Below are 12,362 nucleotides of genomic sequence, written 5' to 3' on the forward strand. Positions count from 1 at the left end.
ATTAGGGAGCAAATACAAAGATGTTAACTTAGCAGCAAATAATATTTCTCTAGGTGTTGCTGCTGAATTTTAGTTGTTTTGAATAATATAGAAAGGCTCACAGGTTTATTTTATACCTGTGAGCCTCTTAACTTTTTGCAGCAAAAAAGGGGGGGGGATATGAAGATAGACATTAAAAAGGTCCAATTTGTCTGTATTTGTTTAATGGGAGGAATTGGGGTGGCGTTTTTGTTAACAAGCTGCGCAACTATTATGGGTAAAAACGGCCCGGAAAGTTTGAATATCCGCAGTAATCCCGATCAGGCAATTGTTACCATTACTGACGAAACCGGAACAAAAATTTTTGAGGGTAAAACTCCCACTATTTTATCATTGGAAAAAAGCAAAGGCTATTTCCAGGGCAAAAAATATACTGTAAAAATATCAAAGCAGGATTATGTTGAACGAACCATTACTGTAGATACACAAGTAAATGGCTGGTATGTAGGAGGTAATTTTATATTTGGAGGGCTTATCGGCTGGCTAATTGTTGACCCTGCGACAGGGGCAATGTGGACCCTCGATACCAATGATATTAATGTGACATTGGAGGCTTCGAAGCAGGGTATGACAATTGAACCTGATAAAGCGGGTATTGTGCTTTTACAGGATGTTCCGTTATCGTTAAGGGACAAAATGGTGAAAATTTCCCGGTAGGGATACAATTTAAAAGGGAGGATTGTTTGAGGAAACAAGGCGGTTAGGAAAATATTTTACTAAAGCGTTCTCGCCATAACCCTCGCGTTCTCCAAATCTTCGAGGGTGTTCACGTTGAAAAAACTTTTTCCGTCCTTGTCAAATTTTTTCAGTTCATATTCACGTATATATTTTGTTTTAAGATGGCGAGTTATGTCCAGCAATTTTAATTTATTTTTACCTATTTGATTTTCTATCGTATTAAGGCAGTTTTTTGAATAAAAACCATGAAGCGGCATTAACTGGCCATGCCAGCAGGGGATGAGAAGATCGCAGTTAATAAACTGTGAACTTAAATATGTTATCACTTTTTCGTTAAGAAAAGGCATGTCGCAGGAAACAATAAAATTTTTATTTGACGCTGAAATGCTTAAGCCTGTAAGTATACCACCGAGAGGCCCTTTATTCGGGATAAAATCTTTATATATTTTTAAGCCGCAGGATCTGAAAAGAACGGGGTTATTGGCGGTAATGATAATTTCTGAAAACAATTTTTGAAGGACATCAATTTCTCTTTCGAAAATTGTTCTGTTGGCGATGTCGGCAAAAACCTTATTTTGCCCAAGACGTGACGATTTTCCTCCTGCTAAAATAATTGCCGTTGTGTCTATCAGTTCCATGGGGAAGTTATCAGTTACAGCTTGAAACTATTTTACCCTTTTAATTCTTTTTTGTCATCAGTAGCTTTTGTAGTGTTTTCTGAAGCCTTTTTATCATCTTCATCCTCGCCGCTCATCGCCTTTTTAAAATTCTGGACGCCTTTTCCGATGGCCTTCCCGACTTCCGGCAATTTTCCCGGCCCGAAAATTATCAGGGCGATAATGAGGATAACAATTAATTCACTCATGCCTAAATTACCAAACATGTTTGCCTCCATTGTAAAAACCAAAAAACTAAACTACCAAAATACTTGAGGGGTCGGGGTGTTTCGACCACTCATCCTGAGGAACACATTCGTTTCACTCAGTGTAAACTCCGTGACGAAGGATCCAAAAATATACAAGAGACCCTTCGCGTTGCTCAGGGTGAACAGTCGGGAAAACTCCCCGACTGCTCAAATACTTAAAACTTAAAATAGTTTTTCGTTCTTCAGTTCTTCCGTTTTCCGTTCTTATTATACACCTTTTCAGGGTCAAATACTTTCTCTTTTTTTATTATCGTAAGTTTATCGCCGTTAACTTTACGGTAAAAACAGGTATTGTATCCGGTATGGCACGCGGCGCCGCCGATTTGTTCTACTCTTAAAACTACTGCATCCTCGTCGCAGTCAATAAATATCTCTTTAACAATTTGTGCATTTCCCGATTCTTCGCCTTTCATCCATAGTTTATTGCGTGAGCGGCTGTAAAAATGGGCTTTACCGGTCGATAACGTTTTCTCCCAGGCTTCTTTATTCATAAATGCAAGCATCAGTATTTCATTCGTTTTGTAATCCTGGATAACGGCTGTAATCATTCCGTTTAATTTTTCAAAAGCAAGGTTAATCATTGACTTTTCTCCTGTGCTGGTGTTTCAAGAATTTGTTTTACCGTTTCAGCAATATCGCTCGCAGGCAAGATTATTGGTATAAATCCGGCGGCCCCGGGCCCCGAAAAAATACTGCTGATTATATCAGAATCTGATTCTGTGCTTCTTAAGACATATATTCCCGCAAATTTACCGTCAAGTGAGAATACAGGCGCCCCAAAATAATCTTTTGTTCTTGAGATATAAAAAGGTCTTGGTTTTTGAATGACAGCTTCAATCCTGTCCAGAGTCATTGTTGGTGTCCATGAGGCGATTTTTCCTAAACGGCTTAAAATGACAATCTGGTCAAGTATCCGGACCTCCCCGGCTTCTTTCAAATTAACCGATGAAGAAGCTGAATATTTTTCAGCCGGCTGTATAAAAACAAGGTCCAAATCCTTGTCGCGAAGCAGAATTTTGCCTTCTTTTTCCTGCCCGTCATTAAAACGTATCTTAATATCGCTTACTTCGCTTTCCCATTTCATGTGAGATGCCTGGGGACCGCCTCTGTTTTTCATAATTTTATTATAAAAAACAGTCGGCTCTGTGGCAATAAGGCTTGTAACAATCAGGCCGGAATTATCTATGACGGTTCCGATTATTTCTGACCGCGATTCATTCGTGTTTACCTCCCGTCCCTGAATGGCCATTTTTTGTTTAATGGTTATTTTTATGGAAACTACGGCGTTTTCAAATTTATTTTTAATATCTCTCGCTGAATTAACAGCGTCATCCGCATAAATCTTTTGAACAAAAATTATCAAAACGAGAAATAAAGAAATAAATAATTTTTTTAAATTCATCTGTTCTCCTATTTTAGTTTGTTCACTTGATAAACTTTATAACTTTTGACTTAATAACATCATTATTTTCCCCAGTCCGGTTCGGTTTCAATAAATCTATAGCTTATTCCGCGCATTACCTGAAAAACGATATATTTTGTTTGTTCAACCGATATTTTTTTCATAATTTTTTCCAATTCATCGACATTTTTAACCGGCGCACCATTTATTGAAATAATAAGGTCATTCACCGCCATGTGGGACAGTCCGGCCCACCCGCCTTCGTTTACGCTTGTAACTAAAACCCCATTTTGGTTCTCTTCCCACTTTTCCTCTGATTGGTCGAAGAATGTTATATCTCTGGCAGTGAACTCAAAATTGTCATCACGGTATTTTTTCATTTCACGGTCCAGTTTAGGAGTAGAGGCGAGCTCAACCTCAATTTCTTTTTCTCCCTTGTCCCTTAATATTTTAAGATTTATTTTGCTTCCAATTTTATACTGGCGGATAATAGTCTGGAAAGTTTCAAGGTCTTCAGGTTGTGTCGCGGTAATTTTTTCTCCGTCCAATCCAACGATAATATCACCTGTTTTCAAGCCCGCATTTTCAGCAGTGGTTTTCGGATAGACTTTTGTGATTCGTATCCCGCCGCTGAAATCTTTCAATTCCAATATCCTTGCAATGTCCTTTGTTATAACCTGGAAATTCGCGGGAAGCCACGCCTTTTTTGCCTCCCTGCCGGGATCATCCAGGCTTTTAATGCCGAGTTTTACCACGGTTATATATTCCTCTGACTTTCTTTCAAAAGAAACCTTTACGGGAACTGGATCGGTTTTATCTTTTACAATCCCGGATGTAATTTTGAGAAGGTCATCTATATTTTTTACAGGATTGTCCCCAATCGAGGTAATTATGTCCTGTGCCTGAATATTTGGTTTCGCGTCACTGCAAGGTCCGCCCTGTCTTGTATTGTTAACAATTACTCCGTCACGGCTGTCTCTTTTTAATTCTTTGGCGGTAAAAAGGGTTATGTTTCCGGCGGTCATTCCCCATTCTTTTAACTCAAATTTTTTGGATTGCGCGTTTTCTCTTTTTTCAGTAATCAAAGTTAATGTTTTTTCACTGCCGTCACGCAAAATAACGGCTTCTATTTTTTTACCTATTGGCAAATCAGCAACAAGCTGGTTGAAGACAGGAAGTTCTTCTTCGGAATTTACCGATATCTCAATACCGGCGAATTTAATTAAAATATCTCCCGGGAGTAATCCGGATTTTTCAGCGGGGGCGTCTTTGATTATACTGCTTACAAGAACACCTTTTTTAACAGATGATGATTTTAAAAGAGGCTGGGCATATAATCCTATCCAGCTTCTTTCTATTTCAGATGAATTAATAAGTTTTTCCGCGGATTCTTTTGCGATATTCCCCGGGATTGCCCCGCTTAGCCCAAAACCTATCTCATTTATACCTATAATTTCACCATTGAGGTTGACCAGGGGACCTCCTGAATTCCCGCCGTAAATCGCCGCGTCATGACCGATCCATTTTATAAGCGTCCCGACATCTTCACCGTCTAATGTAAATTTATTAAACGGCCAGAATAACTGTGGCATTATCATTTCAGTATTGCTGATAATGCCAAGGGTTGCGGACTGGGAAAGCGCAAGAGGGCTTCCCATTGCGAGACAGTTATCCCCGACTTTTATTTTTGAAGAGTCCCCGAAATTCGCGGAAGGGAATTCCTTGTATTTTTCTGATTTTAATTTAATAACAGCAATGTCTGTAAGGGCGTCTGTGCCGATAAGTTCTGTTTCTACCTCCTCCCTGTTTGACATGGTGCACACAATCCGTTTTGCCTTTCCGGCTACATGGTGGTTTGTGACTACAAATCCCTCTTTGCTGATAATGACCCCGCTTCCTGAGGCTTCCTGTTTTATCTCACGGCCGTCGCGGTAGTCTATGGCAACCACGTGTATTCGGACAAGGGCGGGTTTAACTTTGTCGATTGCCCTGGTTATTTTTTCATTTAATGATTCCGGAATATTGCTGCCGTTTACATGGTGGAATCTTTTGCCGGCGCAGGAAAGAGATATTATCGCGATTATAAAGATAAAAGTTAAAAATTTTATTCGCTTTTGTATATTCATTTTATATTCTGTCCTTTTATAAAATTATTTAATATTATCGAAATATTTTAACACTTATTTTACCTTCGTCAAATGGTTTTATTATGGTATAAAAAAAAGATAAGGATAAAATGTATTGTTTTACTTATTATATTGAGTACAAAGATTTTTAAAATTCATCGACAAAAAAAAAAAAATATTGTAAAATATATTTTAACGATTTATTTGAGGGATACCATTAGCACCACTCGATTCTATTTATTCATTAAGCGAATAAGGATTAGAAAAGATATGGTACAATTCGAATGGGATAAAGAAAAAGCAAAACGAAACTATAAAAAACACGGTGTTTCTTTTGAAGAAGGCTCAACAGTGTTTTATGATCCTTTATCAGCCACTTTTGAGGATCCGGATCATTCAGATGATGAGCCAAGGTTAATTACAATAGGTTTTTCTTTGCAAGGCCGCCTCCTTGTAGTCTCGCACACTGAGAGGGGAAAAGCTATACGTATTATCAGTACACGGCCTGCAACCAAGCATGAAAGGAAAAAACATGAAAACTAAAACACAAAAAATTAGAGATGAATTGCGCCCTGAATACAATTTTGATTACTCAAAAGCTATTCGCGGCAAATATCACAAACGGTTATCCAATGAAGGAGCAAATGTAGTTGTTCTTGAACCGGATATCGCAAAAGCTTTCAGTAATTCATCAGCAGTGAATGAAGCATTAAGATCACTTCTTGATTTTACCCGTTTAACTAAACGCCTCACAACTCATGGCAGCCGATCTTAAAAGACAGTAGCGAAAATTGAGCGTTGTTGGGTTTAGTTTATCACAAGTTATCAGCTAAAGTATAAATAAGTTTTTTCACTTTCTTTCAGTAAAATGTTTTTTTACAGGCTGTATAAACGCCCTTTGTTTTTTCCGTTCCACGAATGTTTTCGGCACATAGATTTTTTCGCCTGTTAACGGATGTTTTTCCGTCCAGTAGGCGCAGGTGGAAAGGGTTGAAGGGGATGGCGTGAAATCCTGGATTTGTTCGGGCCTTACCCGGTTTTCCGCGAGGTATTTTTTTAATTCCCCGGCTTCCTTCAGGCCTGTTCCCGGGTGGCTTGTTATGAAATAATTGACGATAAAAATATCTTTTCCGATTTTCTTTTTTATTTGGTTGAATTTCCGGACAAATTTTTCATAAGTGGAAAGGCCCGGTTTATTCATAATTTTTAAAACAGAATCACAAGTATGTTCAGGCGCGACCTTCATCTGCCCGCTAATATGAAATTTGCATATCTCTTCGAAATATTTTTCAGCTTCATCTTCGACCAGTAAATCGTATCTTATGCCGCTCCCGATAAAAAGATGTTTAACCCCCGGGATAGAACGCACCCTGCGGTATAATTCAAGGCATTTTTCATATCCTAGATTAAGGTTTTTACACTTTTGAGGTATCAGGCATTTTTGGCCGGTGCAAAAACTGTTTTTTTGCCATAACGAACATTGCGCCTGGTAAAGATTCGCCGTAGGCCCGCCGATGTCCGTAATTGTTCCTTTAAAATAACTTCTTCGGGCAAGCTCCCGGGCCTCTCTCAAGATTGAATCCGCGCTTCTGCTTTGGACAATCTTTCCCTGGTGCAGATAAAGAGCGCAGAAAGAACATTCCCCGCAGCATCCGCGAAGAGATGTTATGGAACATTTAACTATTTCAAAACCGGGGACACCGCCGTGTTTATCATAAGAATAATGCCAGTTATGGACAAAAGGGAGGTTGTAAAGTTCGTCCAATTCTTTCGTTGAAAGCGGCATCGCGGGCGGGAATTGGACTAAGAATCTTTGATCATATTTTTGCGTGAGGGGCCTGGCGGTTAAAGGATTCATTTGCTGGTAGCAAATTTTAAACGCTTCACTGAATTTTTCTTTATTTTCTTTAACCTCGTCGAAAGAAGGTGTTATTAAGCAATCTTTTAAAAAATCGATATTTTTTCTTATGGCGACAGTTCCCCTGATATTATCCAGGCCTTTGACGCTTTCACCTTTATTCAGCCTTTCGGCGATCTCCCACACCTGCCTTTCACCCATTCCATAGACTAAAATGTCTGCTTTTGAATCTAAAAGGATCGAGCGCCTGATTTTATTATCCCAGTAATCATAATGGGCCAGCCTCCGCAGGCTTGCTTCAATACCTCCTAAAATGATTGGAACATCGCCGAATAATTCCCTGAGCCGGTTTGTGTAAACTACCGTGGCGCGGTCAGGCCTGAAACCGGCTTTCCCGCCGGGGGAATAATCATCATCATTACGGATTTTTTTGTTCGCGGTGTAATTGGCGATCATTGAATCGACGTTACCCGCGGTCACGCCAAAAAAAAGGCGGGGTTTTCCAAGCCTTGCGAAATCTTCTTTGTTTTTCCAGTCGGGTTGAGCGATAACGCCGACTTTAAATCCCTTGCTTTCCAGAAAACGCCCGATTAACGCGGTGCCATATGTAGGATGGTCCACATAGGCATCCCCGCTTACAAGGATGATATCAAGCTCTTTCCATCCGCGTTCCTTTAAATCTTCTTTTGAGGCCGGTAAAAATTTTTCTTTCATTGTACTATATTTATATAACCTTGACAGCCTGATTAAATTGTGATTTAATCCTTACTTGTTATTAATAGTTTTAATTCCGGCAAAATGACAATACGTAAATAATTTATTATAACATATTATGCAAAAAAAAGCAGTAGTTTTATTATCTGGCGGATTAGACAGCACATTAGCCCTTAAATTAATGATCGATCAGGGCGTTGAGGTTTATCCCTTGAATTTTGTCTCCATTTTTTGCCGTTGTAACCGCAAGGGATGCCATGAGGCGACAAGGGTAGCGGGGCAATTCGGGGTGAAAATCAAGCTCATGGAAAAGGGTGATGAATATCTCGAGGTTTTGAAAAATCCGCCGCACGGTTACGGCAAAAACATGAATCCGTGTATTGACTGCCGTATTTTTATGTTGAAAAAAGCTAAAAAATATATGGAAGAGGTTGGCGCGTCATTTCTTGTAACAGGCGAGGTTTTAGGGCAGAGGCCTATGTCGCAGAGAAGGGACGCGATTAATCTTATTGAAAAAGAAGCAGGTGTTAAGGGTTTAGTGTTCAGACCTCTTTCAGCAGCGTTTTTTCCTGAAACTGAAATGGAAAAATCAGGATTAGTCGATTCTAAAAAATTTCCGGCAATTTCCGGACGTTCACGAAAAGAGCAGATTAAACTTGCTGAGGAAAAAGATATTAAAGATTATCCATGCCCCGCTGGAGGTTGTCTTTTAACCGACCCTGAATTCGGAAAAAGATTAAAAGAATCTTTTTCTCACGGCGAGGATTCAAAAAGGGACATTTTACTTTTAAAGATCGGCAGGCATTTCAGGCTAAAAAATGGAAGAAAAATTATTGTAGGCCGCAATGAGACAGATAATAATCAATTGGAGAATATGCAGGCTGAAGGAGAATATATTCTGCAGGTTGAGATCATTCCCGGGCCGGTAGTTTTGCTCAAATCAGATTGTGATGAAGAGACACTGAAAATGGCCGCCGGGATATGTGTAAGCTACAGCGATTTTGATAAAGATGAGCCGGCTCCCGTTTTGGTCAGGAAAAAAGACGGGAAGTCAGATATAATAAAGGCTTACAGAGTTGATATGTCAGCGATAAGCGGGTTGATGATTTAGATATTTGAGGTACTTTTTTTGTAAAAATTCTGCTTCCAGCAAACAATTGACTATTTTATTAAAATTCCATAAAAATCATGTTGACAAAATTTTTATAATGTATAAAATATACATTAGAGGAGGGGGGTGTTATGTCTGTACTTAAAAGAACGCAGATGTATTTTTGTGAAGATGTACTTTTAGAGCTGAAAAGAAAGGCAAGAGAAGAAAATACCAGCATCGCTGATATTGTCAGGAACGCGATTTCAGAATTTCTTGCAAAAGAGAAAAAAAAGAATTGGATAAATGACCCGTTATGGAATATAGCTGGTTCCGCCCATTCGAAAGATAAAGATCTTTCCATTAATCATGATAAATATCTTTACGGAAAAAACAAGTGAAATTATTTATAGATACTTCAGCATGGCTTGCGATAAATGATAAAAATGATCAATACCATACTGAAGCAATGAATAAGATTATAGAAATAAAAAACCAAAAAATTGCGCTTATAACTTCAGAATATATTTTTGATGAAAGTATAACTTTAATACGTTACCGTATTTCACACTCTTCAGCGGTTCTTTTCGGAGAATCATTATTAAACAGCAATATAGTTAAAATTATTGATATTACAGATAAAGACAGGTTTAAAGCCTGGGATTTGTTTAAAAAATATGAGGATAAAGAATTAAGTTTTACGGATTGTATAAGCTTTGTTTTAATAAAAAATTTGAAACTTCAGAAAGTTTTTACTTTTGACAGCCATTTTAAACAAATGGGATTTGAGACATTTTAATTATTTGAGGAGCCGGGTATGCCATTAAAAATCTATAACACATTAACCAGAAAAAAAGAAGAATTTGTTCCCCTGAAAAACGGGGAAGTGAAAATGTATGTCTGCGGAGTGACGGTCTATGACGAGTGTCATCTTGGGCATGGGCGGAGCGCGGTGGCATTTGACGTGATCAGGCGATACCTTGAAAAGCTTGGTTATAAAGTAACTTTTGTTAAAAATTTCACTGATGTGGATGACAAGATTATTAATCGCGCGAATAAGGACAATATAAAACCGGAAGAGCTTACGAAAAAATATATAGAGGCGTACAACACGGATATGAAATTACTGGGTGTAAGAAAAGCGGATATTGAACCTAAAGCCACGGAGCATATAAAAGAAATGATCGAACTTATTTCTGATCTCGTCAAAAAAGGTTATGCGTATGAAAGTAACGGCGATGTTTATTTCGCGGTAAGAAAATTTAAAGGTTATGGGAAATTGTCGGGAAGAAGCCTGGATGAACTGGAAGCCGGCGCCCGGGTTGAGGTTAACGAGCAGAAAAAAGACCCTCTTGATTTCGCGCTCTGGAAAAAATCGAAAGAAGGCGAGCCGTGGTGGGACAGCCCGTGGGGAAAGGGAAGGCCGGGCTGGCATATTGAATGTTCCGCGATGTCAAAAAAGTATCTTGGAAGCACACTGGATATTCACGCCGGCGGGCAGGACCTGATATTTCCTCACCATGAAAATGAGGTCGCGCAGTCCGAAGCGTCAACCGGAGAACAATTTTCAAGGTATTGGATGCATAATGGATTCGTGAATATCAACAAAGAAAAAATGTCCAAGTCATTGGGCAATTTTTTTACAATATCGGATATCCTGAAGAAATATGACGGTGAAGTTGTCAGGTTTTTCCTTTTGTCCACCCATTACCGCTCGCCGATCGATTATTCGGATAAGGAACTTGACAGTGCGGGAAATTCATTAAAAAGAATTTATAACACATTAGAAAATATTGATGATTTTTTGAGTAAAAATGCACAAAAAGAAAAACGCGATAAAACAGATGAAGAATTTCTGCCAAAGATAAAAAGAGCGGAAGAAAAGTTTAAAGAAGGCATGGACGATGATTTTAACACGGCTGAAGCCGTTGCCTCGATTTTTGAATTGGTTCGAGAGGCTAATATTTATCTTGGGGAAAATCCCGCGAAAGACATTCTTATTTCCGCGGGAAATAAAATCAGGGAATTGGGAAGTATTTTAGGATTATTTCAGAAAGAAGTTAAAGAGAACATAAACGAATTTGTCGAGGCAAAGATAAAAGAAAGAGAACTCGCCCGCAAAAACAAGGATTTTGCCGCATCTGACAGAATAAGAGATGAATTGAAAAATATGGGAATTATTCTGGAAGATAAAAAAGATGGGACACGGTGGAAAAGGGAATAAAATATGCTTTTCGATATAATATCCGCGGAATATTTAGATGAATATAGAATTAAAGTTACATTTGAAAACAAAAAAACCGGAATTGTAGATTTTAATAAATATCTAAAAAGAGGCGGCGTTTTTGAAAAGTTTAAAAATATTGAATTTTTTAAATCATTTCAGTTGGATAAAGAAATTGGTAATCTTACCTGGAATAAAGAGATTGATATAGCGCCTGAAATTTTGTATTCTGAGGCAATTCATTCACCTTTGCCTAAATGGATGGAGAATTAGAAATTAACAAGAATAAAAATGAGAATTAAAAAACGGCCGGTGGTGCATCCCGGCAGGATATTAGAAAGACATTATATTGAGCCCTTGGCTCTTAGTATTAGCGAATTATCAGAGAAACTCGGAATATCAAGAAAGACATTATCAAAGATTATAAACGAACATACCTCTGTTACTCCTGGAATGGCGCTTCGGTTGTCTCGTGCGTTTAATACAACTCCTGAATTATGGCTTACCCTTCAGCAAAATTATGATTTATGGCATGCATCACATGAATTTAACGAATGGAAGACAGTTGAAGCGATTGCAGTCTAAATAAAAATTCAAATAAAAAATATATAAATAAGATTTATTGAGTAAATTGATTTTTACAAAGCTCAAATCTAAACTTTTAAAAAGTTTTATTGTCAAGATATTCTCGAAATCCTTTAAACAACATAATATTTTTAAAATGATCTCTTGTGGCAGATGCTCTAAAGTTAAGTAAATTGCCTCTATCAAGGGCACAAGGGTCAGCAATACACAGTATTGGCTTTCTTTTATTCGATTTTAAAGAATTAAATATCAAATCTGAAGCGTCGATATCGTAATCGTTGAATGATGATCCAATAATAGTAACTTCATCTGCGGAAGTAATTTTTTCTTGTGCGATATCCCATAATTTTTTTAATCGAGCAGGTAATATTTTATTTCTGGTGGGAGGTATTAATACCGGTTCGAGATTATTATTACAATCTTTACATTTTTCAGAAATAATACGGTCATACATATTGTGCCAAGTTAAATAATTCTTATCGCAGGAAGGACAACATGCCCAGTTTAAAGATCCGTGCAGTTTTAATAACAGAAAGTTGCCTTTATACGATTCTTCATACGAAGGGAAATTTATAATTTTATTTTTGTCTATATCTAATCCGTAAGAATAAATTCCAAATATATGTTTATGTAATAATGCATGTTCAAAGAGTGTTTCGTAATTAAATGTGATTATAGTCTGATTAATATTTTTCATATCGATTCTTTTATCTATAAAATC

Annotated in this window: 16 protein-coding genes; 9 read left to right on the plus strand and 7 right to left on the minus strand. The window is 37.8% G+C overall.

Annotation, left to right across the window (positions count from 1 at the left end; translation table 11 throughout):
- Positions 1–159 precede the first annotated feature (159 nt).
- A complete protein-coding gene (locus AB1498_12230; GenBank protein MEW6089060.1) occupies positions 160–696 on the plus strand; it encodes a hypothetical protein in 537 nt (178 codons plus the stop codon).
- A gap of 59 nt (positions 697–755) precedes the next feature.
- Here AB1498_12230 and AB1498_12235 read toward each other — a convergent pair whose 3' ends face one another.
- The 5 genes from AB1498_12235 to AB1498_12255 form a co-directional block, all read right to left on the minus strand.
- The gene (locus tag AB1498_12235) at positions 756–1,355 is read right to left on the minus strand and encodes a molybdenum cofactor guanylyltransferase (protein MEW6089061.1); all 600 of its coding nucleotides are present in this window, start codon (positions 1,353–1,355) and stop codon (positions 756–758) included.
- Between the two features lie 32 nt (positions 1,356–1,387).
- Complete coding sequence (gene tatA / locus AB1498_12240; GenBank protein ID MEW6089062.1) at positions 1,388–1,600, minus strand: twin-arginine translocase TatA/TatE family subunit; 213 nt, start codon at positions 1,598–1,600, stop codon at positions 1,388–1,390.
- A gap of 224 nt (positions 1,601–1,824) precedes the next feature.
- Positions 1,825–2,223 (minus strand): phosphoribosyl-AMP cyclohydrolase, encoded by a 399-nt coding sequence (hisI, locus tag AB1498_12245; GenBank protein ID MEW6089063.1) that lies wholly within the window; start codon positions 2,221–2,223, stop codon positions 1,825–1,827.
- Positions 2,220–3,044, minus strand: a complete 825-nt coding sequence (locus AB1498_12250; protein ID MEW6089064.1) for a hypothetical protein — start codon at positions 3,042–3,044, stop codon at positions 2,220–2,222. The genes hisI and AB1498_12250 overlap by 4 nt, the downstream gene beginning before the upstream one ends.
- A gap of 62 nt (positions 3,045–3,106) precedes the next feature.
- Positions 3,107–5,170, minus strand: a complete 2,064-nt coding sequence (locus tag AB1498_12255; GenBank protein ID MEW6089065.1) for a PDZ domain-containing protein — start codon at positions 5,168–5,170, stop codon at positions 3,107–3,109.
- A 270-nt stretch (positions 5,171–5,440) separates the two neighbouring features.
- Here AB1498_12255 and AB1498_12260 point away from each other — a divergent pair, with 270 nt between their 5' ends.
- Both AB1498_12260 and AB1498_12265 read left to right on the plus strand, forming a co-directional pair.
- Positions 5,441–5,713 carry a BrnT family toxin gene (locus AB1498_12260; protein ID MEW6089066.1) on the plus strand — a complete coding sequence of 91 codons (273 nt, stop codon included), beginning with the start codon at positions 5,441–5,443 and terminating at the stop codon, positions 5,711–5,713.
- On the plus strand, positions 5,703–5,945 hold the full coding sequence (locus tag AB1498_12265; protein ID MEW6089067.1) for a hypothetical protein: 243 nt from the start codon (positions 5,703–5,705) through the stop codon (positions 5,943–5,945). Before AB1498_12260 ends, AB1498_12265 begins: the two co-directional genes overlap by 11 nt.
- 75 nt (positions 5,946–6,020) lie before the next feature.
- Here the strand turns inward: AB1498_12265 and AB1498_12270 are convergent, their stop codons facing one another.
- Positions 6,021–7,742, minus strand: coding sequence for a YgiQ family radical SAM protein (locus AB1498_12270; protein ID MEW6089068.1), 1,722 nt, complete (start codon positions 7,740–7,742; stop codon positions 6,021–6,023).
- A 118-nt stretch (positions 7,743–7,860) separates the two neighbouring features.
- Here AB1498_12270 and AB1498_12275 point away from each other — a divergent pair, with 118 nt between their 5' ends.
- From AB1498_12275 to AB1498_12300, 6 genes are all read left to right on the plus strand, one after another.
- A complete protein-coding gene (locus tag AB1498_12275) occupies positions 7,861–8,853 on the plus strand; it encodes a 7-cyano-7-deazaguanine synthase (GenBank protein MEW6089069.1) in 993 nt (330 codons plus the stop codon).
- A 131-nt stretch (positions 8,854–8,984) separates the two neighbouring features.
- Entirely contained in the window at positions 8,985–9,233 is a 249-nt protein-coding gene (locus tag AB1498_12280; protein ID MEW6089070.1) for a CopG family transcriptional regulator, read from the plus strand.
- Positions 9,230–9,631 (plus strand): PIN domain-containing protein, encoded by a 402-nt coding sequence (locus AB1498_12285; protein MEW6089071.1) that lies wholly within the window; start codon positions 9,230–9,232, stop codon positions 9,629–9,631. Before AB1498_12280 ends, AB1498_12285 begins: the two co-directional genes overlap by 4 nt.
- Positions 9,632–9,649: 18 nt before the next feature.
- On the plus strand, positions 9,650–11,056 hold the full coding sequence (gene cysS, locus AB1498_12290; protein MEW6089072.1) for a cysteine--tRNA ligase: 1,407 nt from the start codon (positions 9,650–9,652) through the stop codon (positions 11,054–11,056).
- A 3-nt stretch (positions 11,057–11,059) separates the two neighbouring features.
- Positions 11,060–11,329 carry a DUF2442 domain-containing protein gene (locus AB1498_12295; protein MEW6089073.1) on the plus strand — a complete coding sequence of 90 codons (270 nt, stop codon included), beginning with the start codon at positions 11,060–11,062 and terminating at the stop codon, positions 11,327–11,329.
- An 18-nt stretch (positions 11,330–11,347) separates the two neighbouring features.
- Entirely contained in the window at positions 11,348–11,641 is a 294-nt protein-coding gene (locus AB1498_12300) for a HigA family addiction module antitoxin (GenBank protein MEW6089074.1), read from the plus strand.
- Between the two features lie 76 nt (positions 11,642–11,717).
- Here AB1498_12300 and AB1498_12305 read toward each other — a convergent pair.
- Positions 11,718–12,362, minus strand: a 645-nt coding sequence (locus AB1498_12305; GenBank protein ID MEW6089075.1) for an SIR2 family protein, incomplete at its 5' end; no start/stop codon positions are given.

The sequence above is a fragment of the bacterium genome (genome assembly GCA_040754625.1).
Lineage (GTDB): Bacteria > JACRDZ01 > JAQUKH01 > JAQUKH01 > JAQUKH01 > JAQUKH01.